The sequence below is a fragment of the Mesorhizobium sp. WSM4844 genome, assembly GCF_055811775.1.
This window is the reverse complement of sequence record NZ_JBVVQB010000026.1, coordinates 70,617-96,099: the sequence shown is the minus strand read 5'-3', so window position 1 is coordinate 96,099 and position 25,483 is coordinate 70,617. Positions and strand designations below refer to the sequence as shown.

The 25,483-nt window shown below is 61.5% G+C and carries 22 protein-coding genes and 3 pseudogenes; 15 read left to right on the top strand and 10 right to left on the bottom strand.

The features are described 5' to 3' along the window. Window positions 1-126: 126 nt before the first annotated feature. The 3 genes and pseudogenes from groES to AC0L2A_RS20660 all read right to left on the bottom strand — a co-directional run. Complete coding sequence (gene groES, locus AC0L2A_RS20670) at window positions 127-423, bottom strand: co-chaperone GroES (RefSeq protein WP_008871949.1); 297 nt, start codon at window positions 421-423, stop codon at window positions 127-129. A 269-nt stretch (window positions 424-692) separates the two neighbouring features. After that, the gene (locus AC0L2A_RS20665; RefSeq protein ID WP_473610377.1) at window positions 693-929 is read right to left on the bottom strand and encodes a hypothetical protein; all 237 of its coding nucleotides are present in this window, start codon (window positions 927-929) and stop codon (window positions 693-695) included. 695 nt (window positions 930-1,624) lie between these two features. Beyond that, window positions 1,625-1,975 (bottom strand): annotated as a pseudogene (locus AC0L2A_RS20660) (recombinase family protein); the annotation flags it as partial. On the opposite strand from AC0L2A_RS20660, the pseudogene AC0L2A_RS20655 reads away from it, so the two are divergent. Next, window positions 1,971-2,117 (top strand): annotated as a pseudogene (locus AC0L2A_RS20655) (type I restriction enzyme subunit R domain-containing protein); the annotation flags it as partial. The pseudogenes AC0L2A_RS20660 and AC0L2A_RS20655 sit on opposite strands and share 5 nt — an antisense overlap. A gap of 1,824 nt (window positions 2,118-3,941) precedes the next feature. On the opposite strand, the gene AC0L2A_RS20650 reads toward AC0L2A_RS20655, so the two are convergent. From AC0L2A_RS20650 to AC0L2A_RS20630, 5 genes and pseudogenes are all read right to left on the bottom strand, one after another. Continuing rightward, the gene (locus tag AC0L2A_RS20650) at window positions 3,942-4,754 is read right to left on the bottom strand and encodes an SDR family NAD(P)-dependent oxidoreductase (RefSeq protein WP_473610375.1); all 813 of its coding nucleotides are present in this window, start codon (window positions 4,752-4,754) and stop codon (window positions 3,942-3,944) included. A gap of 151 nt (window positions 4,755-4,905) precedes the next feature. Continuing rightward, window positions 4,906-5,409 (bottom strand): SRPBCC domain-containing protein, encoded by a 504-nt coding sequence (locus AC0L2A_RS20645; protein WP_473610374.1) that lies wholly within the window; start codon window positions 5,407-5,409, stop codon window positions 4,906-4,908. Between the two features lie 3 nt (window positions 5,410-5,412). Further along, window positions 5,413-5,688: pseudogene (locus AC0L2A_RS20640) on the bottom strand (NAD(P)-binding domain-containing protein); the annotation flags it as partial. Between the two features lie 44 nt (window positions 5,689-5,732). Beyond that, window positions 5,733-6,332 (bottom strand): NADPH-dependent F420 reductase, encoded by a 600-nt coding sequence (locus tag AC0L2A_RS20635; RefSeq protein ID WP_473610373.1) that lies wholly within the window; start codon window positions 6,330-6,332, stop codon window positions 5,733-5,735. Window positions 6,333-6,535: 203 nt separating this feature from the next. Further along, window positions 6,536-7,270 (bottom strand): SDR family NAD(P)-dependent oxidoreductase, encoded by a 735-nt coding sequence (locus tag AC0L2A_RS20630; RefSeq protein WP_473518462.1) that lies wholly within the window; start codon window positions 7,268-7,270, stop codon window positions 6,536-6,538. Window positions 7,271-7,551: 281 nt separating this feature from the next. Between AC0L2A_RS20630 and AC0L2A_RS20625 the strand changes: the two genes are divergently transcribed. After that, a complete protein-coding gene (locus AC0L2A_RS20625) occupies window positions 7,552-8,448 on the top strand; it encodes a LysR family transcriptional regulator (protein WP_473610371.1) in 897 nt (298 codons plus the stop codon). A gap of 105 nt (window positions 8,449-8,553) precedes the next feature. On the opposite strand, the gene AC0L2A_RS20620 is transcribed toward AC0L2A_RS20625, so the two are convergent. Then, on the bottom strand, window positions 8,554-9,750 hold the full coding sequence (locus tag AC0L2A_RS20620; RefSeq protein WP_473610370.1) for an ROK family transcriptional regulator: 1,197 nt from the start codon (window positions 9,748-9,750) through the stop codon (window positions 8,554-8,556). Between the two features lie 142 nt (window positions 9,751-9,892). On the opposite strand from AC0L2A_RS20620, the gene AC0L2A_RS20615 reads away from it, so the two are divergent. The 12 genes from AC0L2A_RS20615 to AC0L2A_RS20560 all read left to right on the top strand — a co-directional run bounded on the left by AC0L2A_RS20615 (window position 9,893) and on the right by AC0L2A_RS20560 (window position 22,828). Then, window positions 9,893-11,158 carry an ABC transporter substrate-binding protein gene (locus tag AC0L2A_RS20615; protein ID WP_473518464.1) on the top strand — a complete coding sequence of 422 codons (1,266 nt, stop codon included), beginning with the start codon at window positions 9,893-9,895 and terminating at the stop codon, window positions 11,156-11,158. Window positions 11,159-11,218: 60 nt separating this feature from the next. After that, complete coding sequence (locus tag AC0L2A_RS20610; RefSeq protein ID WP_473610369.1) at window positions 11,219-12,154, top strand: carbohydrate ABC transporter permease; 936 nt, start codon at window positions 11,219-11,221, stop codon at window positions 12,152-12,154. Continuing rightward, the gene (locus AC0L2A_RS20605) at window positions 12,147-13,049 is read left to right on the top strand and encodes a carbohydrate ABC transporter permease (RefSeq protein ID WP_473610367.1); all 903 of its coding nucleotides are present in this window, start codon (window positions 12,147-12,149) and stop codon (window positions 13,047-13,049) included. The genes AC0L2A_RS20610 and AC0L2A_RS20605 overlap by 8 nt, the downstream gene beginning before the upstream one ends. Window positions 13,050-13,059: 10 nt before the next feature. After that, window positions 13,060-14,157 carry an ABC transporter ATP-binding protein gene (locus AC0L2A_RS20600; RefSeq protein WP_473610366.1) on the top strand — a complete coding sequence of 366 codons (1,098 nt, stop codon included), beginning with the start codon at window positions 13,060-13,062 and terminating at the stop codon, window positions 14,155-14,157. Window positions 14,158-14,161: 4 nt separating this feature from the next. Then, complete coding sequence (locus AC0L2A_RS20595; protein ID WP_473610365.1) at window positions 14,162-14,935, top strand: SDR family NAD(P)-dependent oxidoreductase; 774 nt, start codon at window positions 14,162-14,164, stop codon at window positions 14,933-14,935. A 40-nt stretch (window positions 14,936-14,975) separates the two neighbouring features. Then, the gene (locus AC0L2A_RS20590; RefSeq protein WP_091597531.1) at window positions 14,976-15,977 is read left to right on the top strand and encodes a sugar phosphate isomerase/epimerase family protein; all 1,002 of its coding nucleotides are present in this window, start codon (window positions 14,976-14,978) and stop codon (window positions 15,975-15,977) included. Continuing rightward, window positions 15,974-16,786, top strand: coding sequence for an SDR family NAD(P)-dependent oxidoreductase (locus AC0L2A_RS20585; RefSeq protein WP_473493074.1), 813 nt, complete (start codon window positions 15,974-15,976; stop codon window positions 16,784-16,786). Before AC0L2A_RS20590 ends, AC0L2A_RS20585 begins: the two co-directional genes overlap by 4 nt. 338 nt (window positions 16,787-17,124) lie before the next feature. Further along, window positions 17,125-18,312, top strand: a complete 1,188-nt coding sequence (locus tag AC0L2A_RS20580) for a magnesium transporter (protein ID WP_287049305.1) — start codon at window positions 17,125-17,127, stop codon at window positions 18,310-18,312. A 15-nt stretch (window positions 18,313-18,327) separates the two neighbouring features. Next, complete coding sequence (locus tag AC0L2A_RS20575; protein ID WP_167366518.1) at window positions 18,328-18,501, top strand: cyclic nucleotide-binding domain-containing protein; 174 nt, start codon at window positions 18,328-18,330, stop codon at window positions 18,499-18,501. A gap of 305 nt (window positions 18,502-18,806) precedes the next feature. Further along, window positions 18,807-20,081 (top strand): tetratricopeptide repeat protein, encoded by a 1,275-nt coding sequence (locus tag AC0L2A_RS20570; RefSeq protein ID WP_473584356.1) that lies wholly within the window; start codon window positions 18,807-18,809, stop codon window positions 20,079-20,081. Between the two features lie 11 nt (window positions 20,082-20,092). Further along, window positions 20,093-20,893 carry a FecR family protein gene (locus AC0L2A_RS20565; protein ID WP_473610363.1) on the top strand — a complete coding sequence of 267 codons (801 nt, stop codon included), beginning with the start codon at window positions 20,093-20,095 and terminating at the stop codon, window positions 20,891-20,893. Window positions 20,894-20,908: 15 nt separating this feature from the next. Next, window positions 20,909-22,828, top strand: a complete 1,920-nt coding sequence (locus AC0L2A_RS20560) for a CHASE2 domain-containing protein (RefSeq protein ID WP_473610362.1) — start codon at window positions 20,909-20,911, stop codon at window positions 22,826-22,828. Window positions 22,829-22,842: 14 nt separating this feature from the next. On the opposite strand, the gene AC0L2A_RS20555 is transcribed toward AC0L2A_RS20560, so the two are convergent. Beyond that, window positions 22,843-23,637, bottom strand: coding sequence for an IclR family transcriptional regulator (locus tag AC0L2A_RS20555; protein ID WP_091597394.1), 795 nt, complete (start codon window positions 23,635-23,637; stop codon window positions 22,843-22,845). Window positions 23,638-23,869: 232 nt separating this feature from the next. Here AC0L2A_RS20555 and AC0L2A_RS20550 point away from each other — a divergent pair, with 232 nt between their 5' ends. Continuing rightward, on the top strand, window positions 23,870-25,471 hold the full coding sequence (locus tag AC0L2A_RS20550; RefSeq protein WP_473610360.1) for an ABC transporter substrate-binding protein: 1,602 nt from the start codon (window positions 23,870-23,872) through the stop codon (window positions 25,469-25,471). Window positions 25,472-25,483 lie beyond the last annotated feature (12 nt).

Below are 25,483 nucleotides of genomic sequence, written 5' to 3'. Positions count from 1 at the left end.
TGTTGACGCCGCGCAGCATGCGCTCACGGGCATCGCGAGAAAATTTTACGTCTTTGGCAGCCATTTTTAGCTCCTGGCAGGGGCTTGAATTGAGCCCTGGGATTTAAGTGATGGTGAGGCCGATATTCAGCCGATGATGCCCATGATGTCGGATTCCTTCATGATCAGAAGGTCTTCGCCATTGAGCTTGACTTCGGTGCCCGACCACTTGCCGAACAGGATGCGATCGCCGGCCTTGACGTCCAGCGGGACGAGCTTGCCGGCCTCGTCGCGGGCGCCGGAACCAACGGCGATGATGTCGCCTTCCTGCGGCTTTTCCTTAGCCGTATCGGGGATGATGATGCCGCCTGAGGTCTTGGATTCGGATTCGACCCGACGAACGACCACGCGGTCATGCAGCGGCCGGAAATTCGACTTTGCCATTTTGGATATCCCTGGTGCGGAGGTTGAAAGGTTCTCCGTTGCCGGAGCGTGGTTAGCACTCGCCAGTGGAGAGTGCTAACGTGGCGCTGAAATAGGCTGTGGGCTCGTACTAGTCAAGACGGACGAGGGGACGGCCGAAGAGCAAAGGATTTGGAATCGGCGCGGAAGCCTCGCCCCCGTTACGGTGCATCCAACTGCCTAAGCTAGCGTTTCGGCCGTAAGCTCTGGGCCAACTTTCGTCTCTGTTTGGAATGTGAAATTATGTGAAATTAATGGCCGAGGTAGGTTCCGAACAGCAGGTCGAGAGGAATGCTCGTTTTGAGGACGATGTTTGGGATTTCGTGATCGAGGTGGATTGTTTCCGTGGTGAGGTTTGCGTCGGCGGTTAGATAGACAAGATGGCGCGCCCGTCCAGTGCGCCTGCCGCGCGAATCTCTCCCTTCACGAATTCCGCCGTGAACGCAGCGCGTTGAGCCGCAACGGCACCGGAAAGCCTTGACGATCATGCCGGGTTCTGGCGTGTGCTGCGATGTTGTAGGTGGTCACGCGGGCCTTGACGTCATTGCGACGGTAGTCGGTAAATGAGCAGCGGGGACCGGGTGGGGGGCTTGGGGTTAGTCCCCGCTGCTTTGAGCTGCCTTCGCAGGGTGCAGTGGCAGCACAACTAAATAGTGACTGAGCGATGACAGGACCAGACAGCGGAGCCTTGGGCACCCTGTCAGTCTTACACCGGCTAGTGCCGCCCCCAAGGCCACCCGGGCGGGTGTCTCAAGAGTGCGGCCGGGGACGGGCCTTCAAAGATTGCGACTTCCGTACCCCAGCCTACACTCCGGCCTGACGCGCGTGCCCACCCAATCTACCCCAGCGTCAAGCGACAGGTCATTAGTAGCCGATAAAGATCGCCCCCAAATCGGCCGCTTGGGCTAGCTCGGATAGACAATTCGGGTGAGCGGGTTCAACGGGGTCAAAAGGAGGGATCGGAATATCCGGGCCAAATTTTCTTACGACCCATCGGATAACAGGCTCATGCGTGGCATCCCCCGTGCCCCTTCGGTTTCACGACACAGGCCCGAGCGAGACGACCGCCAGACGCCGAGAGGCTGCCCGGTGGCGGTACCTCAGACCGACATGAGCACGCGCTGGCGGGGCTATCCTTGTCCAGCGGTTGAAGTGCGTAGGGCAGACGGTACGGACCACCTGTTTACGTATGACGTGGCGAGGGGAGCGCTAAATGGCTCCGCTTCGCCAGCCTAGGCAAGGTGCTCCTGGAGGCCCCGGTTGCGGCCACGATGTTGTTCCAGGACTGGCCCGCCTTGAGCATCTTCACTATGGCCGCATTGCGCTTCTGGTCCTCAGGCCGCTCCCGGTAGCGCCCTTCCTGCTTGGCCTTCTGGATACCCTGGGCCTGCCGCCGCCGCCTGTCGTCATAGTCCTTGCGGGCAATCGCGGCGATCATGTCCAGCATCATCCCGTTGATGGCCTCCTGCATCCGGGCGGTGAACTCGTCGGTTCCGCTTGAAGCCATGCTCCAGGAGGTGGGGAGGTCGAGACTGGTCTTCGTCTGCGCCATGTGGATCACCGGCTTCGACGTGCCAACCTGCTCGACGATCTATCTCGACAAGCCAATGAAGAACCACACTCTGATGCAGACGATCGCGCGCGCGAACCGAGTTGTGCCCGGCAAGCAAGCGGGTCAGCGCGGGATCGATCCGCTGCGCGACCAAACGCAGTCGTTGCGCGTGTGCAAGGTCGAGGAGGCGATCTTCAAGTTTACGGATCCCAACATTGCGGGGAAATCCAAGCTCACGCGGCGACTCGCGCCCGGTCGGCCGGATTTCGCAATAACCATCCGCAGGAAACATCGCGGAGCGAACCGACGCCGGCAGACGATCAATGACAAGCGTCTGAATTGTGACGACCTGCTCGCGCCGATAGGCCCCTTCGGCGACATCCCGCCAACGAACGCGTCCGCGCTGGCGAACCCAACGGACCTCGGCGACGGTGATATGCATATAGTCGCCGGCAATGGCCAGGCCACGATCAGATCCATCGCAGCTTCGTTGCGCACCGGGACGACCGCGGCGACGGAGCACAGTAGCCTTCGGCCTGTTGGCCTTCGCGATACGTTGGTTTTCGCGCGCAAGCGTCCACACCGCGTCTGCCGCTCCCTTCGCGCTGCTGTATTCCTCTATAAGCCTTTTCGCGATCGCCTCCCGCATGGCGTCGTCCATTGACGCTGCATGCTCTCTGCGTAGCCGAAAGGCCTCGAGGAATCGCTGGTGCAAGGGAGAGACTGCCATCCGGAACTCGTTCACAATGTCGTTGATCACTGCTTGTGCGACAGAGGGGTTGGCGGGCCTTCGTTCTGAATGGTCTTGAGTGAAACGGAGCCGGGTCGGCTGCTTACGTCGACCGCTTAGGAAGAGGCGACCGTCGCGCGTTGGGCCGAGCAGCACGGAAATGGCTGCAGAGAGATAGCACGCGGGTATAGATATTGGGACATGCGAACAGCGTGTCGGAGGAGCACCGTGTCGATGTCATCATCGGCATCGACGTAGATTCCGCGCATCAGCTTCACCAGTTTGCCCGTCTCTGCGTGTCTTCTCGATCGTTTCCCCGACCAGATGGAGAGGCATTCTAGTTTTTCCGTACTTCAGTACGCGAAAGTACTGCCGAGAAAGCCTTTCTTGGGTCGTCTTCCGAAGCGGAAACGTTGAAGGACAGAGGAACATTGGGCCTATGTGTCCACGCTAGCACGGTGATTCATCCAAAAAAATGCACGACAAGCTCCATCGAACAGGAGATTTGTCGTCAACCTGCCAGCGTATTACATGATGTTGCTAGCACCGAAGAATTTCAAGCATCAAAGACTTGCCAATGAACGACCTCAAAAAGGTGTGCCCACACAATGTCACAGCAGATGAGAATGCGAAGCTTTGGTCGATCGAGGATCGACAGGATTCGACACGACACCCATCTCCTGCCAGCCCATTCCCGTCTACTCGACCTAGGGCTGTCGAGCATGAGCAAGACCGTCCTTGCCTTATGGTCTGTGAACTCCGGCTTTGACCTCGCCGAATGGCAGTCGTAAATAATGCAGTCAAAAGTGTGCATACCGCGACGGCGACCACATTGTTTTAGTCTTTTCAACAGCCTAGGAATCTGACGGTATTCTTGACGGCATTCCTTGGAAAGATGATAAGATTTTATCAATCAAAACAAGAAGTTATAGACCTAATTGATCATCGAGTGGGAGTGAAGGGGAGTACTGTCGATACCTGAGCATGGCACGGAAGACTCTCGGCGAACTGCTCCCGTCGATAGTTGCCGATAGTCCGCCCGTCTGCTGGTTAGCTTAGTCAGCGAACCTCGCTCCAAGAGAACGAGTCCCGCAAACGACATTGGATAAATTCCACCCCAGATAGCTCCGGGCAGACGAAAAAGATCGAGTCGAGCGCGTCGGCTGATACCGTCTTCCTTGTCTCGGCAATCCACTCGCGGTCCATTCTGCCCCTTAATCAGGCGACGAAACGGACCACGCCGCCATCCACCCGCAGAGCTGCGCCGGTTGTCGCCGAAGCCTGCTCCGAGCATGCGTAGATGATCATGTTTGCCACCTCATCGGTGATCGCGAAGCGTTGGATGAGGGTGGTCGGACGCATCGCCTTCAGGAAGCCCTGCTCGGCTTCCTCCTGCGTGATCCCGTTTGCGTCCGCCTGCTTCGCCATGAAGTCGCCCAGGATCTCAGAGCGGGTAGGTCCCGGCAGGACGGCGTTGACGGTGACGCCTGTGCCCGCGACCGCCTCGGCAAGTCCGCGCGACACCGCGAGTTGAGCTGTCTTGGTCATGCAGTAGTCAAGCATTTCCTTGGGGATGTTGACTGCGGACTCGCTACTTACAAACACGACGCGGCCCCAGCCTTTCGCCACCATCCGCGGCAGGTAATGACGGGTCACGCGCACGCCACTCATTACGTTCAACTGGAAGAGGCCAAGCCAGTCCTCGTCGGAGATCTTCGCGATGTCCTCGACGCCGCTGTAGCCCCTGATGTGAGCCGTGCCAACGTTGTTCACAAGGATATCGGCGTCCGGCGCCTGCGCGATCAAGGACTCGGCACCCTCCGCTGTCGCGAGATCGGCGGCGATACCCGAGATCTCGCTTCCGGGAAAGGCGTGTCGCATCTGCCGCACCGCCTCGTCAATCCGGGCTTCTCCACGGCCGTTGATGACGACCGATGCGCCGGCACGGGCCAGTCCCTCCGCGGTAGCACGGCCGATGCCTGCCGTTGACCCCGTAACGATCGCCTTGCGGCCCTTGAGTTCGATATTCATGTTATTTCATCTCCAAATTATAGGTGAACAAGGCGATCGATCCACTGATCCAGGCTGGAAGCGCAGATTGTCGCCCGTCGAGTACCGGCAGCACCCGGACGAAGGCAGCGTTGGGCAGCGTTGAAGCGTGGACAGCGCCAGGACGGGGGCGTCAGCTCGCTTTCTTTGCTGCTTCAGCCTCCGCTGCGCGGGCGAGGCTTTCGACCCACTCCTGGTGATAGCGGTAGAGCGCGCCGGGATGCTTGTGCCCGAGCAAGTCCAGAAACCAGGCTCCCTGTTGCGTCTCCTCGGTCAGGACATGGCAGCCATCGTTGGTCGGCGTGATAACCCAGCCGTGATATGCGCTCGAGCCGGTCTCATCGCCGTCGACTGTCGTCGCCCAAGCGAGCCGGCGCAAGGGCTCGAACTCGGTCACGATAAGGCTCATCGGGAATCCGACGGTGACTCGACTGTACCTGGTTCCCAGCGCCAGTTCCGCCTCACCTGTCAAGATCTTGACCTGATCTTCGGCAGGAAAGTAGCTCAGCCAATTTTCGGCATTGACGAGCAGCTTCCAGACCTTTTCAGGCGGCGCCTTAATGTCGATGTCGTTCAGCGCATAGATGGCCGACGTTCTGGGGTCATACCGCTCAGGCCAGATTACATGATCGTACATGGTTCATTTGTCCTTTTTGAACAGGTCCTGGAAGATCAATGGTGCCCAGCTCTTGTCCCGCGCCTGCACGAGCTGACCGCCTTCCGCGATCTTGCCGAGGTTAACCGGCGCGTAGCCGAGCCGATCGACCAGGGCGGCGACCGTGGCAGTCGTGCTCTCGTCATCGCTCGACAGGAATACTACCGGTCGTCCGCCCGTGATGGCCGGATCTTCAGCCAAGATGCCTGCGGGCAGGTAGTTGAAGCCCTTCACGAACTGAGCGCCGGGAAAGAAGTTAGCGCGCGCGACCAGTTCTCGGCGTCGATCACACGGTCGTAGATCGATTACCGCTCCTTCTTGAACAAATCCTGGAAGATCAGCTGGCCCCAGGTGCGGCCGCGTGCGTGCACCAGCGCGCCACCCTCGTTGAGCTTTCCCAGCTTGACGGGTGCGAACCCGAGTTGTTTGGCCAAGGCCGCCACGGGAACGGTCGCGTCCTCGTCGTCGCTCGACAGAAAGACGACCCGGTGGCCACCCTCGACGATCGGATCGGCAGCCAGGGTGGCCGCAACCAGGTGATTGAACCCTTTCACGAATTTGGCGCCGGTGAACGCCTTCGCGACCAAGGCGGAGGACGGGACACCGTCCAACTCTTCAGGGACTGGAAACGCGTTCATCGCGTCGATGACCGTCTTGCCTTTCCAGCTCGGCAGAGCTTTCGCAACTTCGCGGTGCTCCCCGAACGGGACCGCCAAGATGATTGTGTCGGCCTCGAGCGCATCCCGCAGCGACTTGGCGACGACCGTGGGTCCGATCGCCCGAGCCTGCGGCGCCAACGCCTCGGGCGGCCGGCGGCTCGCGACGGTCACGTTGATGTTTTTACGGGCGAAGGCGTGGGCGAGGGCCTGGCCTATCTTACCGAATCCTACAATAGCATAGCTCATAATACTTCTCCGATCCGTGTTGATTGATTGCCCGGCCTTCAACGGCGCTGGGTTATCCTTTGGCTGCGTGGCGACCCTTCGCGTAGGCGTCCCGTCGTGAACGACTTCCGCGCGGCCGAGCCGAACGTTCAGCGCGGAAGTCGTTCCACCATGGACTCTGCTAATTCCCGCCGATCAGCCACTTGCCGCGATCCGGCGCGATTTCAGATGGCCGAGAAGCCTCCGTCGACAGACAACTCCAGCCCATTCACGAAGCTCGAATCGTCTGAAGCAAGAAACAGCGCGGCCGTGGCAATTTCCTCAGGACGCCCCATCTTGCCCCGCGGGATCAGGGATTCGAACATCTGCTTCGCCTCCTCGGTGAGAACTTGGTCCTGCATCGGTGTGGCGATCGGCCCCGGGTGCAGCACGTTCACCCGGATATTCCTGCCCTTCAGCTCGTTGAGCCACCCGCGTGCGAACGCGTGCAGCGCCGCCTTGCTCGCCGCATACACGCTGTAACCAGGAAAACCTTTCAGCGAAGCAACTGATCCGGTCATGAAGATCGACCCGCCATCGTTGAACAGCGGCAACGCCTTTTGCACCGTGAACAGCGTGCCGCGCGTATTCAGGCCGAAGGTCGCATCGAAATGCTGCTCGGTAATCTCGCCCAGTGGGACGGCTTCGCCGATGCCGGCGCTCGCGTACAGGACGTCGATCTTGCCCTTTTCCCGCTTGACTGTATCGAACAGGCGGTCGAGGTCGTCGAGATTGGACGCGTCGCCGCGCACGCCGGTTACGTTCCGGCCGATCAGCTTGACGGCCTCGTCCAGCGGCTCCTGCCGACGGCCCGTGATGAAAACATAGGCGCCTTCTTCAACGAACCGCTTGGCGCTCGCCAGCGCCATGCCGCTCGATCCACCCGTGATGACTGCAACCTTACCCTCGAGCTTTCCCATGACTTCTCCTTTCGTGGTGTCGGACAGCATCTGCCGCCGAGAACCTCGAAATGGGTCCGCCGGCGGCAGTTGTTGAGTGCGGAAGCGCGCACATCGGTGGTGCGAAATCGATCCGGCTGGACGACTGACGCCACCCGCGACGATCGGTGTCTGCTGTTCGGAGTTGGGCCGCGCTTGTTGGCATAGGCTATGATAACCGGCTGTGTTACCAACAACGAGATGCTGTTCGATGTGTTAGATACGGGCTTTGGAAGGCGCACCCCGCGGTGCGGGATTGCACCATGATCGACTGGGATGACGTTCGCTACTTTCTTGCTGTCGCGCGCGGAGGCTCGGTGCGGGCTGCCGCCGAGCGCGTCGGTGTGAACCACTCGACCGTGCTGCGACGCATAGCCCAACTCGAGGAACGCCTCGGGGTGCACATGTTCGAAAAGCTGCCTTCGGGCTACCGCCTGACGGCAGCAGGCGAGGAGGTCCTCGAGTTCGCGGACCAGATGGAAGCGTCGTCGCACCTGCTGGAGACGCGCGTCTTCGGGCGCGACCAGAGCGCGCGCGGGCTTCTGCGGGTGACGCTGCCACCGTTCCTCGCAACACACCTGCTCATGCCGGACTTCGCCGATTTCGCGCGTCTGCATCCTGACATCGAGATGGAAATCTTGTCGTCCGGCGAGGTGGCAAATCTGACCAACCGAGAGGCGGACGTCGCGATCCGCATCGTCTCCGACCGCAAGACCCTGCCGCTCAATCTTCACGGCCTGATGGGACCGGAGCTGTTCGGCGGCGTCTACATGTCCTGCGAACGACTAGCCGAGTGGCGTGCGGGCGCGCCTGATCCCATCCGGTGGATCGTCGTAAACATTCATGGCATCCCGACTTGGGCCCACGAGGGTGAGGTTCGTACCACAGGGGTTCCGTTCAGGGCCCCGGACGCCGAGGCGCAGATCGTTGCAGCACGGCAAGGGATCGGGATCACGAGACTGCCGTGTTTCGTCGGAGATGCCGACCCCCTGCTGGCGAGGGTGCCGGGCACCGACCCGCACATATACGGAACGCTCTGGCTTCTCACACAGGGGGAGACACGCAAGACGAAGCGCGTGCGGCTCTTCACCGAGTTCGTATCCCGCAGGCTCGCCGCGTACGCTCCGCTTCTCGCAGGGCTATCCATATCGCGAGACTGACACCCGGGGCGCTGAGCCGCAATGGGCGCCCAGCTGCGTCCATGCGTTCAGCGACCTTCGCGAGCGATCGCCCTGGGGAAACGGCCCACTCGGCGAAAAGTCAAATCATTGCAGCCGGCTGTTGTGGCGCAGCACCAGGCCGACCGCGCCGAGCAAGGCATCGTTCTGCGTGTGCTTGCCAACGATTATCCGCGTGCGCAGTGCGGGCGCGACATCGCGGGACTTGATGAGAGTGTGGCGTTCATATGACGCGATCAGCGGTGCCAGGAGAATGTCGCCTGCCAAAGCCATGCGGCCACCGATGATGATGAGCGGCGGGTTGATCACCGAGCCGATCAGACCAAGACCGCGGCCGGCGAAGTCCGCAGTGTCCTCGATCATCCGCAGCGCCCCGACGTCGCCCTGTTCGGCCATCATGATCACCTCGTCCATCGTCACCGGCCGCCGCGCGATGCGCGCAATCTGCTGCAGCGGCCGGGCAAAACTCGCATAAAGCTCCAGGCATCCGCGATTGCCGCACCGGCAAAGATCGCCGCCTGGATCGATGCTGATATGCCCGAATTCGCCGGCGCCGCCGGCGATGCCCGTGACCAGCCGGCCATGCTGGACTATGGCCCCGCCGACGCCGAGATCGATCTTGAACAGCACGAAATCGTCTTGGCCGACGGCCGCGCCCCACATCAGCTCGGCAATGGCTGAGCAGTTGCTCTCGTTATCGGCGAAAATCGGCTGTTCGAGAACCGGCCCGAACACATCGCGGATGTTGACCCCAGCCCAGGTCGGAACAATACTCGCACGCTGCACCACGCCTTCGCGGCTGACAGGGCCCGAGACGGAAACCCCAACCCCCAGGAGCCCCGCCATCGGCAGACCGTTCTCTTCGTAGCATTGGGCAATTGCTGACTTGGCGAGCTCGGCCGCCTGTTGTGGCTGGTAGTCCAAGCCCATGGCGATAGTTTGTTCGGCGATGACAGAATGCGACACGTCGGCGATGAGGCACCGCATCTCATCGAGGCCCAGGTGGATTCCGACACAGGTGCCCGCAGCGGGATTGAGCGTCAAGGTCGCGGCAGGCCTGCCAATGCCCCTGGCGCCGTCATGGTGGGCCGAGGATTCGATCACCATTCCGGACTTTCTCAAGCCATTGAGCGCGGTTGAAACTGTCGACCGCGCCAAACCGGTGATGTGCGCGATTTGCGAGGCAGAAAGCACGCCGCGCTCCTGCAGGCACCGCACGATCAGGCTCTCCGGTGATGCGGAGGGCTTGTCGATCAGCCAATTTCTAAGCGAAGGTTTGTTCATGATGAGCACAAAGGACGTTGACTGATAGCTCAAATATGTCATCTTGGAAAGAACGGAGATACTGCATCTCCCTCTGCGACGAACTCGAATTGCGTCCACAAGCGGTCGATACGAACCGTGCATCACCTATGGGAGTGAAACGATGGAATATCTGAGGACGGCCGTTGCGGCCGCTACGGCGTACACCCTTGTTGCGGGAGCCGCGTTCGCTGAGCCCAAGACCAACCTGTTGCATCAATGGGCGTCCGGATCGGACGCCCAGGCTATTGCCAAGCTCGGTGAGATGTTTACCGCCAAGGGTGGCGCCTGGCAGCAGACCTCCATCGCCGGCCACACGGCCAACACGCTGGCGAAACTGCGCGCCGACGTGATCGCCGGCAATGCACCCCCCGCGGTGCAGCTCAAGGGACCCGAGATCGCCGAATGGAACGAGACCGGCATGACCGCCAATCTCGACGAACTGGCGACGGCGGAAAACTGGGAAAAGGTCGTCGCTCCCGAATTGCTGCCGGTGATGAAGCCGACCGGCAGCTGGGTGGCGGCGCCGATGAATATCCATCGCATCAACTGGCTGTGGGCATCGCCGAAGGTCATGCAGGAAGCAGGCGTCGCCGAGGTGCCGAAGACATGGGCAGACTTCAACGCCGCCTGCGACAAGGTCGTGGCATCGGGCAAGATCTGCATCTCGCACTCGACCGCCGACTGGACCGATTCGACGGTGTTCGAGGTCGTCGTCTACGGAATGGATCTCGATCTCTTCAAGAAGGCCTTCGTCGAGGGTGACGTCGAGGCGATGCGCAGCGACGGCATGGTCAAGGCCTTCGAACAGTTCCGCACCATGACGACGAAATATATGGACCCCGGCATGAACGGACGCGACTGGGATAGCATGTCGCATCTGGTCGGCCGCGGCGAGGCCGCCTTCCACATCATGGGCGACTGGACGCTCGGCCTGCTCACGGCCGGCGGCTTCAAGGAGGGCACCGACTATGTCTGCGCCCAGGCGCCGACCGATTGGGGCAAGCCGGGCTTCATCCTGAATTCCGACTCGGTCGTGTTCTTCCAGCAGAAGGATCCGGAATACGTCGAGGGGCAGAAACTGCTCGCCAGCACCATCCTGTCGCCCGAGTTCCAGACGGTTTTCAATCAAACCAAGGGCTCGATCCCGGCCCGTCTCGACGTCGATCTTTCGAACGGCTTCAATCCCTGCCAGCAGCTTTCGCAGAAGGACCTGCAGGCGTCGATCGATGGCGGCACGCTTGTCCGTTCGATGGCGCATAACATGACGATCCCGCAGAAGGTGCGCGGCGCGATCATGGATACCGTCACCGAATTCGTGGCGACGCCGGACATGACCGCTCAGGACGCAGCCAGCGCGATGGCCGATGCGGCCGAAGCGCAGATGTGAAGACGCTGCCGATGATGGCTTGTCGCGCGTCGCCCGGCCCCGACTTCGCCGGAGCAGAAGATGTCAACGCGTGACCTGACCGTACCGGTCGCGGCTACCGCAACCCCGTGGCGACAGCGCCTGGGCACGATGGTGCCCATCCTGGTGCTGGCGCCGTCGCTTGCGGCGAGTTTCATCTACGTCTTCGTCTTCACGCTCTGGACGCTCTATCTCTCGCTCTCCAGTTCGTCGCTGATGCCGACCTATGGCTTCGTCGGTCTGGACAATTACGCTTCGCTCTGGGCGAACCGGCGCTGGAACATCGCCTACACCAACCTTTTTCTGTTCAGCGGCTTCTATATCGTCGGCTCGATGGCCATCGGACTGCTTCTGGCGATCCTGATCGACCAGCGCGTTCGCGGCGAGGCGGTCTGGCGCACCATCTTCCTCTATCCGCTGGCAGTCTCCTTCATCGTCACCGGCACGGTGTGGAGTTGGCTCTATAATCCCGTCGACGGCATCCAGGCCTTTGTGCGGGGGCTCGGCTGGACCGACTTCAGCTTCGCCCTGACGGCCAACCGCCACACCGCAATCTATGCGGTGATCATAACCGGTATCTGGCAGTCGTCCGGCTTCGCAATGGCGCTTTTCCTGGCTGGCCTGCGATCGGTCGATCCGGATCTCATCAAAGCAGCGCAGATCGACGGTGCGTCGGTTTCCCGAACCTATCGGAAGGTCATCCTGCCGACGATCGCCCCGATTTTTCTGGCGGTGGCGGTCATCCAGATCCAGTTCGCCATCAAGACCTTCGACCTGGTGGCGGCGTTGACGCGGGGTGGGCCAGGTGTGTCGACTACCTTCCCGGCGATCTATGTCTACGACCTGATGTTCCAGCGTGGGCAGATCGGCGAGGGTGCCGCCGCGGCGATGATGATGCTCGCGGCCCTCGCGGTTGTGCTGGTGCCCTATTCCTTGTGGATCGTTTGGCGCAGGCGGGCGGAGGGCCGCAATGGCTGAAATTGTCACCAACGCCCGGCATAATCCCGAAGCGGCCGCGGCTACGCGGCGATATTTCTGGGGTCGCTTCCTTGTCTATGCGGTGCTGACGCTTTTCGCCGTCATCTACCTTGCACCGCTGCTGGTCGTCGTCTTCAACTCGTTGCGGGAGCAGTCCGACATTGCCCGCAACGGCCTCTTCTCGCTGCCGCGCAGCTTCCGCCTCGACGCGTGGGCGCAGGCTTGGGGCACTTATTGCGTCAGCGGCACCTGCGAAGGCATGAAGCGCAATTTCTTCAATTCGCTCTGGATGACGATCCCTGCAACGCTCATCTCCACGCTCCTCGGCGCCATGAACGGCTACGTGCTGTCGAAATGGCGTTTCAAGGGCTCGGAAATTCTGTTCAATCTGATGCTGCTCGGCGTCTTCATGCCAGGCCAGATCTCGCTGATGCCGTGGGCGTTCCTGCTCGGCAAGCTCGGCCTGACCAATTCGACATACGGGCTGGTACTAATACACGTCGTCCAGGGCATCTCGTTCACCACCCTGTTCTGCCGCAACTTCTACGTCAGCATACCCGACGATCTTATCAAGGCGGCACGCATCGACGGCGCCGGCTTCTGGCGGATTTTTCGCAAGATCATCCTGCCCCTGTCGCCGCCGATTTTGATCGTCACCGTCATCTGGCAATTCACCGGTATCTGGAACGAGTATCTGTTCGGCGTCGTCTTCACTTCCGGCCAGCAGCAGCCGATTACGGCGGCATTGGTCGCGCTCACTGCTGGCGGCACGACCGCACGCGCTTACGATGTGATGAGCGCAGCCGTGCTGATCGGCGCGCTGCCGCCGCTGCTGATCTACCTGTTCGGTGGAAAATACTTCGTGCGCGGCCTGACACAGGGCGCCATCAAATGAGGCATCGCCCATGTCCGCGCTGATGATCCGCGACCTTCACAAGAGCTATGGCGGGCTCGAGATTCTGGCCGGCATCAATCTCGAGGCGCGAACCGGGGAGTTCGTCGCCCTCGTCGGCCCGTCGGGATGCGGCAAGTCAACCCTGCTCGCCATGATCGCCGGCCTGGAAACCGTCACCTCGGGCGAGATCTGGATCGGCGACCGGCTGGTGAACTCCGTGCAGCCCAAGGACCGCGACATAGCGATGGTGTTCCAGTCCTATGCCCTCTATCCGACCATGACGGTGCGCCAGAACATCACCTTCGGCATGGAGAGCCGAGGCGTGCCCAAAGCGGAGCAGGCGGAAGCCGTAAAGCGGGTTGCCGTACTGCTGCAGATCGAGCAGTTGCTCAACCGCAAGCCCGGGCAATTGTCGGGTGGCCAGCGGCAGCGCGTTGCGATGGGGCGCGCCCTGGTACGCGACCCAAAATTGTTTTTGTTCGACGAGCCGCTGTCCAATCTCGACGCCAAGCTGCGCGTCGACATGCGCACGGAAATCAAGAAGCTTCACCATCGCGTCGGCAAGACGACGGTGTACGTCACTCACGATCAGGTCGAGGCGATGACGCTCGCGTCCCGCATTGCGGTGATGAACCAGGGCTCGGTGCAGCAGTTCGACACGCCGAAGCGGATCTATGACCGGCCGACCAACATGTTCGTGGCCGGTTTCATGGGATCGCCGGCGATGAATTTCATTCCCGCCCGGCTTACCGGCTCAACCAGCATCGCAGTGCGCGCCGCTGACGGCGGCGACGCCACTCTTGCCCTTGCCGCGCCACTGCCTGTCGGTGCGCCAAAGGATGTGGTGCTCGGTGTTCGGCCCGAACACATCTACCGTTTCACGGCGGACCTGAAGTCGCGCAAACCTGCTGTCGAGTCCATGCAGGCGCCGGTCGAACTGGTCGAGCCGACCGGCGCCGAGACGCTTGCCGTCCTCAGGCTAGGCGACCTGGAGATCACCGGCCGTTTCGAGCCGGATGACGCTCCCGTCATGGGCGAGACGATAACGCTCGGCATCGACATGTCGCGCGCCTGTCTGTTCGATCCAGCAACCAGGGCACTTCTGTGATCTGATGTCCGTGCAATTCGCGACTTACCCGAGCTTGACCGATCGCGTCGTGCTGATCTCCGGCGGCGCCTCCGGGATCGGCGCCGATATGGTTCGCGCTTTCGTGGCGAATGGCGCCCGCGTATGCTTTCTCGATGTGCAGGATGGACCCGCGGAGGCGCTGGTGCGCGAGCTCGGTGGCGTCGCCAAACAGCCCCCCCTGTACCTCCATTGTGATGTGACCGACGTTGATGCGCTGCAGGCTTCGGTAGAAGACGTGCGCGCTAGGCTCGGTCCGGTCGCCGTTCTGGTAAACAACGCTGCCGATGATCAGCGCCACCCCGTTGACACGGTGACGGTCGAATGTTGGGACCGCAGCTTCGACGTCAATCTCCGGCATCACTTCTTCGCTGCGCAGGCGGTGCATCCGCATATGAAGGAACTCGGCTTCGGCTCGATCATAAACTTCTCTTCCATCGCCTGGCGTTTCGGCGCGGACCAGATGGTGGCCTATGCCACCGCCAAGGGTGCCGTTGTGGCGCTGACGCGCGCATTGGCGCGGTCGTTTGGATCCGACAACATCCGCGTCAATGCAGTCGAACCCGGCGCCGTCATCACCGAGCGGCAGCGCCAGCTGTGGTTCAAGACCCAGGACGCAATCGACCAGACGGTGCAGCGGCAACTGATCCGCCGCGTCCTGCTGGGCGAGGAGATCGCGCGGACCGTGCTCTTCCTTGCCGCCGATGACAGCCGCATGATCACGAAGCAGTCCATCGCCGTCGATGCCGGTCTGCGCTGATGCGATCGCTTCCAAATCGTTCAACGGAACTGCCAAGCTGATGTTTCGTCTCGGCCTCAACCCATACGGACTGACCTACACTCTCGGCCTGCAGGGACGCGGCACGCCGCGGCATAATCCGGACGGGACGGGGCTGGGAGGCTTCATAGCGCTTGCGCAGGAACTGGGCGCACGCACGCTCGAGATCTACGAACCGTGGTTGACCGACTTGCCAGACCCCGAAATCGTCGACCTGCGCAGGCGTCTGGCCGCGCTCGACATCGTCCCGGTGGTCAGTGGCGGACTTCTGGTGGCCGGTCCGTTGGACAGCGCGTTTCGGGCGGCGCGCCTGCTCGAGGCGACAACGATCCGTATCGCACTGACCCCCGTCCTGTGCGGCGACCGCAACCTGTGGGGCCCGAAATGGAGCGAGTTCGACGCGACGATCCGCGCTGCCTTGACGGAATGGGGGCCGCGTGCGGCGGCTGAGGGCCGGGTGCTCGGCATCGAAAACCATCAGGACTTCGGCAGCGACGAACTGGTCGCGTTCTGCGAACTCGGTGGGCCGGGCGTCGGCATCACCTACGACACCGGCAACACCTTCCCTGTCGGCGAGGCGCCGCTTGCCTTCACGCGGCGCATCGCACCGCACGTCCGCCATGTCCACCTCAAGGACTATCGCGTGCAGTTCACCGATGAGGGCTATCGTCTGGTCCGCTGCGCAATCGGCGACGGCGCCGTGCCCTTCGCCGGACTGGCAGCCATCCTCGCCGAGCATCACGACACGCTGACCGCCGTGCTCGAGCCGGGCGCGCTGGAAGCCCGCCACGTTCGCTGTCTCAGCGACGACTGGTGGAACGGGTATGCGCCGAAGACTGCGCGCGAGTTCGCCGCCTGCCTGAGTGCTGCGCGCGTAAACCGCCTTGCTGACGACGCCGACTACCGGACGCCGTGGGAGCGCGACGATGACGGCGCGCTGGTTTCGTATGAGCTCGACATGATCCGGCGCAGCGCCGCCAACATGAAGAAGTTCGATTTCATTGCAATGGAGAAATCAGCATGACTGCCCGAGAACTCAGCGGCCTGACTGCCTTCGTGACCGGCTCGGGACGCGGCCTCGGCCGCGTCATGGCCGCCCGCCTGGCCGAACTCGGCGCAAACGTCGCCATCCACGATCTCGATTGGACCCGGCCATCGCAGTATGGCGAATTCGCGGACCTCGGCGAATCCGCCAGGGGTTTGGAAAAGCATGGGACACGGGTAACCGCGGTTACGGGCAACATCGGTGACAGGCAAGCCGTTGCCGAAATGAAGAGGAAGATCGAAGCGGAGCTCGGCGATGTGCACGTTCTGGTCAACTGCGCCGGCGGCGATATCGGCGCCAAGGGGGTAAAGCCCAGTCCCAACAACGCGCTCGACATCGACTATGAAGACATCAAGGTGCTGACCGAGAACAATCTCATCGGCACGATGCTGGTCTGCCAGGCGTTCATTCCGCCCATGGTCAAACGCGGCTCAGGCTCGGTGATCAACATTGCCTCAGCGGCAGCGCATATCGGATGCTCGCCGGAGGTGGTCTACTCCACGCTCAAGGCGGCCGTCGTCCATTATACGCGCTGCCTCGCCAAGGAACTGATCGACGATGGCGTGCGCATCAATGCGGTGAGCCCCGGCGCCACCAAGACGGCACGGTTCCAGGCGAGCCGCGTCGTCGATCCGGAGCGCATGGATTCGAGCAAGAAATCGCTGAACCGCTATGCCGAGCCTGAAGAGATCGCCGAAGCGGTGGCCTTCCTCGCCGGTCCGCGCGCGCGTTTCATCAACGGGCAGGTCATTCGCGTCGATGGCGGCTTCACCATCTTCCCAGGTTGAATCGCGGCCGGCACGCGAACTGTCGGGCTGAGCGCACCCCAATGAGCAGGGCCGCGACGGCCCATTTGCCGACCTTACTTCGTTGATGAGTTGCGACGTGCTCGCAGAGCCAGGATTCGACGGTGAAGTTCGGCAACACGTCAATTCTCTTGGCGACACGCTGACGTTACAGCCCGCCTGTATGCACCCACGCAATGGCTCAGTCTGGGTCGGTCTACTCGGCGCCCTGAGAAGGCGAAGATTCCGGATCGAGGCGCTTGGGCCACCGTGCGCCTGGGCAGAGCGAAACGGTCCGGTCTATAAGCTCAGAGGCGCAACATTAGAGGTTGGGGGAACAGATGAGGGAAGAGAACGACATTGAGAAGTTGGTGCGCACGCTGCGTGCTCGAGCCCCTGACGACGCGGCTGAATTGCTAGCCCGAGAGTCTCCCGAGTTCATCCGCGACGCACTAAAGTTGTTACCGGATAGGCACGCCCGGAAGGTGGCGGAGCATTTTCCCTCGCAAAGGAGGCCCATCAAATCTCATACCGACGGCAAGGATCTCGCGATCCCCGAGGCCATCGTTGAGCTGATGGATCCGATCCCCGCCAGCGTTGCTGTCGGGACGACGGTAGCCGCCGCTGTCGAGGCCGTCAGGCGCGCGCAGGTGCCGACCGAGTTGACTTACCTCTACATCACGGACGAGGGCGATAGACTGGTTGGCCTAGTGGTCTTGCGCGATCTGATGCTGAGCGAGGCCGACGCGACGGTGGATCAGATTATGCTGGCAAGTCCGTTCGCCCTTCACGTCGATATGCCTTTGAGCGAAGCCTGCAAGGCGGCGGTACGCCGTCACTACCCTGTCTATCCCGTGGTGGACGCGGAGAACCGGCTGCTCGGGCAGGTTCGCGGCTGGCGGCTGTTCGAGCAGCAAATCATCGAGATTTCTGCTCAGCCTGGCCAGATGGTGGGTGTCCAGAAGGAGGAGCGTTCTTTCACTCCGCTGTTTTCAGCCTTCTTGAAACGTCATCCGTGGCTGCAGCTCAACCTGCTGACGGCCTTCATAGCCGCTTTCGTGGTCGGCTCGTTCACAGGCACGATCGAGAAGATCGTCGCGTTGGCGGCGTTCCTCCCGGTGTTGGCCGGACAGAGCGGAAACACCGGCTGTCAGGCGCTGGCTATTACGCTGCGTGGCCTCGCCTTAGGGGATGTGGACAAACGACCGAAGCTGCACTTGGTGCTGAGGGAGGGAGCGCTCGGGATCGCCAACGGCTTGCTCGTCGGTCTGGTGGCGGCTGCGGCCATGTGGTTCTACGCTTCACGGCAGCCGGAGTCGGCATCCCAGGCGCCCATGCTGGCGCTTGTGATCCTGCTCGCCATGTCCGGATCGTGCCTCATGTCCGGGATCTCCGGCGTGCTGATCCCGTTGGGCCTGCGGCGGGTCGGCGCCGATCCGGCCGTGGCTTCCGCGATCTTCCTCACGACGGTGACCGATATTGTAGGCATGGGCCTGATGCTGGGACTGGCCACCATGCTCGTGCTGTAGGCACGCTCGACGGACGTGATCGCGGACGAGGACGTTGTTGCCTATGAAGTGACCTCGTCGGCGTTCAACAAGATAACAAAGGCTAAGCCGCACATCGCGCAGGCCGTCCTGAGAAGCATCGCCCGCCAGCTCTCTGAGCGCTTGCGCAACGCGGCGGAAGACCTTCGGATGAGCTCCATGTGGCCCTGATGCGTCGTGCGGCGACCAGATACGTGGAGAATCGCGCAAACAATATTGATCTTGTCGGCTGCGCAATCCACCGCTGATTATGATTTGACTTAGTTGCCGTTTGTAGAGAATACTTGCTGGAAGCCAAGCAACGCTGAGAAGGTGTTTGACCGACCAGCGTAGGCGAAATGCGAATGAACGCGATAGTTTGTTGCGCAGCTGCAACAGCTGCTGAAGACTCGGAGGTTTCCTGACAGTTCTGTCGCTTTTTTTCGTGCAGGCGTGCTAGATCCGCTGCACTAGTCGGGTTGGGGTGGGTTCTCGGCATGCATTCCTCGTTTTCAATGATCCTCGGCTTCGCCGCGGCGCTGCTTTGTACCGGCATATTGCCGGCCGGCGCACAAGGTCTCTATCCGGCCTATGACGATGCGTTTTCGGCCCGCATTGCCAATCCGACCGACAACGGAGCGCTAGCTCAATTCGTCACAGTTGCCGTCAACGCAGGGCAGTACGATCAGGCGATCTCGTCGATCGAGCAGTATCTCATTAAACATCCTCGCGATGCGCGCGCCCGGCTCTCGGCCAGCCGGTTGTATTATCATGTCGGCTCCTATGAATTGGCCCGGCGGCAGGCGCAGTACGGCCTCGAGGTCGGGGACCTGTCCGCGGATGAGCAGCAGGAAGCCGTTCGCCTGCTCGCCCGCATCGAGCGCGCGTTACGTGGCGTCACCTGGGAAATCGCTCTGACTGGCGGCATGTTCAGCGCATCCACCGTTTTTGAGCCGGGCGGGGCCGAAGACGACCGCACCTTGGTCTCGCCCTATGGGCGGGCGGAAGGTTTTGTCCGATGGGACCTCGGCTCGCCAAGTTCTGACGCGCTTGTCCTCTCGGGCTCGCTGGCAGCGACAGAGCGCTTTTTCACAGAAGACCTCTCGGTTCCCGGAGATGAGGAGACTTTTATCCACGGGAACGCCGCCATTACCTTGGACAAGGGACTGCCCAACAGCGGGATCGATTCGCTACGGCTGCTGCTTTCCGCGTTCGCTGTTACAGATCGCTTCGACAGCGATATCCACGAGACCGGCGTCGGTCTAAGTGGGCGCTTCCTCGTGCGCCCCACCGTCGAGACGACGCTTTTTGCAGGTGCAGGCTACATCGATCTAAGCGGCTCGAAAGGCATCTTCGCCGATAGCAGGGTCTTCTATGAGGCAGGCGGCAGCTACCGCTTCCGCAATGGCCAGGCGCTCGGACTGCGCCTGGTCGGCTCGACTGACTTCGCCTCCGGAGCTGGCGAAATCGGCCGCAGCTATATGGGAGAGGTCCGCTACGGCGGCGTGCTGATGGAAGTTCCGGACCTGTTCGTATGGTCTCATCAGGTCGCCGTCTCGGCCGGCCACAGCGACACTCCCGACTTGTCCTTCGGCATCGGCACGAACATAGAGAGCGACTTCTGGCGCATTGCCTCGGAAAGCGATTTTCAGCTCACTGAATGGCAGAAGGTCAGTGTCGACCTCGCCTATCGCGAAACCGACTTCGAGATCGCCAGCGGCGACCGAAATTCATTCGAATTGCTCGTGAGCTACACGTTGACGCTCAACTGAAAGAGGCCGCGATGAACACCCTGTATCGTCAGATAGCCACTTGTATCGCCTGCCTTGCCTTTGCGGCACCATCTGGCGCTGAAACGGTTGGGTCCATGACGGCCTACCAGACCAACATTATCCGCAATCACGGCGAGGCGATGAACGTCGGCGCTGGCGTCGAACTCGGCGACCAGCTGCGCAGCAATATCACCGGTCTCGGAATGCTCGTGTTCCGGGACGAGTCGAGCGCCAAGATTGGTCCGAACACCAGCCTGACGATCGATGAATTCGTCTACAATCCGGGGTCCCGATCAGGAAAGATCGACATCAGGATGAACAGCGGCCTGGCCCGTTTCTACGGCGGCCAGGTTTCGAAAGGCGGCGACATGCAAGTTGCGACGCCACACATGGTGCTCGGAGCCAGAGGTGGCATCATTGAGGTGCTTGTGATTGCTGGTCAGACCGTCGGCATACTGCGCGCCGGCCGCATGACCTGCATGATGAATGGTCGCAAGCTCGTGATCACAAACCCGGGCCACGCCTGCACGTCGGACAATGACAAACTGCTGACCGGCTACGGCGGTATCGACGCGTTCCCGATTTTGGACAGCATCGATCGAATAGCCGGCACCGGCCTGCCAGGCGAACCGGGTCCGGGGCTGAACGTAAGCGCGATTTGTGCGTCAGCACTCGGCAATTCGCTCAAAGCCTGCAAGTCCACCGACGGCGCATTGCCCGGCGTGGCCATGGAGTTCCCTGACAGCCCAACGCCCCCTGTAGGCAGTGGGGTGGATGATGAGGATGATGACTGCTTTCCCGACTGCCGGTAAGGCTGGCCGAGCGGCATGAGCCCCTCGCTTGATTGGCGGCGGGCTGCCAGGCGGAAAATACCTGGTCTTGCGGTCGTACTCTTGCTGCTCGCTTGCCATTTTGCTTTCGACGGGCCGCTGTCGCGCCTGCGCGAGCGCACGTACGACCTCTACCAGTCCCTCGCCCCGCGCCAGGCGACGAGCAATCCTGTTGTCATTGTCTCGATAGACGACGCGAGCCTTAAGGCATATGGGCGATGGCCTTGGAACCGTGGCCTTTTGGCCGATCTGGTCGATGGTGTCGCCGAGTCCGGTGCCGCGGTGATCGGGCTTGCGCTGGTGCTGCCCGAGGCTGATATCTCTCCTGATGGCATCGCTGGAGACAAGCGCCTCGCCAGCGCACTGGCGAAAAATCGAACGGCGCTCGCCGTCAGCCTGGGCAACGAGGTGACGGTTTCAGAAGCAGAGCCCAAAGCCGGCTGGTCGATCGTCGGGCAGGTACCCGAGACGCTTCCTGGCTTCACCGGTCTGACAGGCTCCCTTCCTGATTTCTCGAGCGCCGCTGCAGGCCTCGGCGTAATTCGCACTTTGCCCGATCCCGACGGCGTACTACGCCATGTGCCGCTGCTCTGGCTCCGAAATACGGCTCAAGGCGTGCAGCTCTGGCCGTCGTTCGCGCTCGAACTCCTGCGCCTCTACGCCGGAGAGAACGGCTACGTAGCTCGGATGAATGTCGCCGGGTTTGACGCGCTCAGGATGGCCGGGACCATTGTGCCACTTGAGCCGCAGGGCAGCATCCGCCTCTGGGAAACCGACACCAATACGCCGCGCATATCTGCCAGTAATATCCTTTCGGGTCGCGGCGATCCGCTGCTGCGGAACGCGATCGCCATTGTTGATCTGTCAGCCGTGGGATTGACGCAGTATCTGCCCACCCCGGCGCGTCCGGCGCGACCAGGCGTCGACATCCACGCTGATGCAATCGGCCAGATGCTTGCCGCGCGTTATCTTGTAGAGCCAACGCAAGCGCGTACGCTGGAGCGGATGTGGTTGGCCCTCAGTGGCATCGTTTTCATCGGGCTTTCGGGAGTTCTCGCCCAGCGTGTCATGCTTGGCGCCCTCGCTCTGGCGCTCCTGGCTGCCACTCCCTTCGTGTTTGGCGCTCTCGAATACAGCCTGCAGGGTGCGCTCTATGACCCACTGCAGCCGGCGCTTGCGACAATCCTCGTAGCTGGCTTCGAAGGCTATGCCCTCTACAGGCGCAGCGAGCAGCGCCGGTCCACCCTGGCGCGGCAGTTTTCGCAATTTCTGTCGCCCTCTGTGGTGCAGCGCCTGGCAAATTCGGATACCGAAGCGATCCTGTCCGGAGAGAAGCGCGAGATCACAATCCTGCTGAGTGACATACGCGGCTTCACGACGATGAGCGAACAACTCGGTGCCCAGGAAATCGGAAAGGTGGTCAATCACTTTCTCGGCCTTGCGACCGATGAGATACTCAAGCGCGACGGGACCATCGACAAGTTCATGGGCGATGCCGTGCTAGCCTTCTGGAACGCGCCGCTTGATCAGCCAGATCATCGCGAGCGCGCGCTCGAGGCGGGGCTTGCCCTGATCGAACGGGTGAAGCGCGAAAATGCCGGTTTCGTCGCGCGCGGGCATCCCTCCATCGAAATCGGCGTCGCCATCGAGACTGGCGTCTGCTCCGTAGGGAATTTCGGCTCCGAACGGCGCTTCGATTACACCGCGATTGGCTCGCCGGTGAACCGCGCGGCACGGCTCGAGTCAACGACCAAAAAGCTGAGCATCCCCCTGGTGCTTGGTCCCGGATTTGCCCAAGGAGCATCGATGCCGGTTGTCCAGGCGGGCGCCTTCGAACTCCAAGGCTTCAAGGGTGAGGTGCCGGTTTTCACCGTTCCGGAGATACAGCCCTCGTCGCAATCTGCCGAGACAGTGTGATGCTTGGCACCAGTTCAACTCGCTATGTCATTGGCAGCCGGCGAGCGGAAGCCAAGGGCGGCGGAAATACGATGGGCGGCCCGGGCCACCATGTCGCCCAGTTCGCTTATACGCTCTTCCGGCACCCGGTTTTCCGGGGCAGCGATGTTCAGCGCCGCGATTATCTTACCCGGCGCCACGAACACCGGTGCGGTGATCGAAATCAGATCGTCGTTGATCTCGCCGCGACTGACGAAAAACTTCGCCTTGCGGATTTGCTCGAGCCCGCCCCTAAGAAGCCGAGGATCGGTCACCGTTTTTTTGGTGAAGCGCTTCAACGGGCCGGAAAGAATGGCCTCGCGCTCCTCATCACCCATATGGGCCAGGAACGCCTTGCTCGAACCGGCATGTAGCGGACGCCGCCGGCCGACAATCGCATTGACGCGAAGGTCCCGCTTCGGCTCCCATTTGGCGACGCAAAGGCTTTCCTGGTCATCGCGGATCCGCAACTGGGTGGTTTCGCCGATCTTCTGACCGAGTTCTTCCAGAACAGGGTTTGCTATGCGGATCAGGTCCATCTGTTCGCTGGCGGCGTGGCCCAGCATCAATGCAGCGAGGCCGAGGCGATAGCCTTTTCCATCCGATGATCGCGCCAGCAAGCCGCGCCGCACCAGCGTCTGCAAAAGCCGGAAAGCGCGCGCCTTGCTGTCGCCGGAACGCCGCGCGATTTCGGAAACGCCAAGATCTGCCTCGCCGGCCACAGTCTGCAACAAACTGATCGCGCGATCGACGGAATCGACCGTGTATCGGGTATCTGCTTGATCGGTCATTTCTCACTTCCTCGCCAAAGCGTCTCGTGCAGGAGGTTAAACGAGAAAATTTGTATCGTCTAGTGAAACGATGGTTTATCTATGTTGACAAATAGTGAAGCTTTCGTTTCACTCGCTGTCAGGAAGGAGGCCGGCACCATCAGCGGATCCCAAGCTGGGCTCGATCATGGCAAGCGGCAGCGGAAAAGAACTCCTCCGATGGAACTATCCAGAGTGGACACGGAGAAAACCAATGATGAACCGGACAATATCGCGCCGTGCGCTGATGCAATGGGCGCTCGGCGGTGCCGCCGTCTTGCAAGGCATTAGCTCGACGGGGCTGGCCCAGGCAGCGGCAACCGGCCAATTGCGTATCGGCATGGCTGCTCCGCCGACAACGCTAGACCCGCATCTGAAGAGCAATGCGCCGAACAACGCGCTTGCCACCCATATCTACGACACGCTTGTCACCAACGACGAAAAGTCGATCTCCAGACCAGGGCTGGCGACGGCCTGGCGCGCGGTCGACGACACCCATTGGGAGTTCGACCTGCGCCCAGACGTGCGCTTCAGCGACGGTGAGCCGCTCACCGTAGACGACATCGTCGTCTCATTCGACCGGGCCAACACCATCGACAGCACGGCGTCGTTCCGGACCTACACGCGCAACATCAAGTCGATCACCTCGCCCCAAACCGGCAAGCTTCTCATCGAAACCAAGCAGCCGGAGCCGCTTCTGCCCAATTCGCTCAGTCGCATTCGCATCATCCGCGCCAAGTTCAAGGATACCCCGAGTGATCAGTTCAACAACGGCACCGCGGCGATCGGAACTGGCCCCTATGTGCTGAAGGAATATGTTTCCGGCAACCGTGTCGCGCTTTCCGCCAATCCCAACTACTGGGGACCGAGACCTGCTTTGCCGGACGTCGAGCTCCGCATCGTCACCGATGCCGGCGCGCGGCTTGCCAACCTGCTCGCCGGCGATCTCGATCTCGTCGAACAGGTGCCCTACGAGGGTGTTGCCCGCGTCGAACAAGACGAGCGCTTTCACATCGTCCGCGGCGTATCGAGCCGGGTGGTCTTCTTCTCGCTGGACACGTTCAGGGACGTGACGCCCTTCATCAGCGGCAAGGATGGCAAGCCGCTCGACCGCAACCCGCTGAAGGATCTGCGTGTGCGGCAGGCGCTGTCCATGGCGATCGACCGCAGCGCCATTGTCGAGCGCTTGATGCAGGGCAATGCCATTGTGGCTTCACAGTTTCTGCCCGCCGGCGCACAGGGCACCTCGGCTGCTATCAAACCCGTTCCATTCGACGCTGCAAAAGCCACGGCCCTGCTTGCCGAGGCCGGCTACCCCGATGGCTTCCGCCTGACGATCCACGGGCCCAATGATCGTATCGTCAACGATTCGAAGATCGTGCAGGCCGTGGCCCAGATGTTCTCTCGCATCGGCCTGGAAGTCAGCGTCGAGGTCATGCCCTGGTCGGTTTATGCCGACAAGGCGGATGCCCATGAGTTCAGCGTCAATCTGGACTCCTGGGGCGTCAACACAGGCGAAACCTCGAACCCGATGACAGCTCTGGTCGCGACGCAGAATCCGGACGCCGGTATGGGCATCGCCAATTCGGGCCGCTACTCCAATCCCGATCTCGATGCCAAACTGGCTGTGGCGAAGCGGACGCTGGACGACACCAAACGCGAAATGATGCTCTCGGAGCTCAGCGACATCGTCTTCAACGACGTCGCCCTGATTCCGCTGCACCATGAGGTTCTCGTCGTGGCTGCCCGAAAGGACCTTCAGTTCACGACGCGGGCCGACCAGTATACGCTGGCCATGAACGCCAAGATTGTCTGAGGAGGTGTAGAC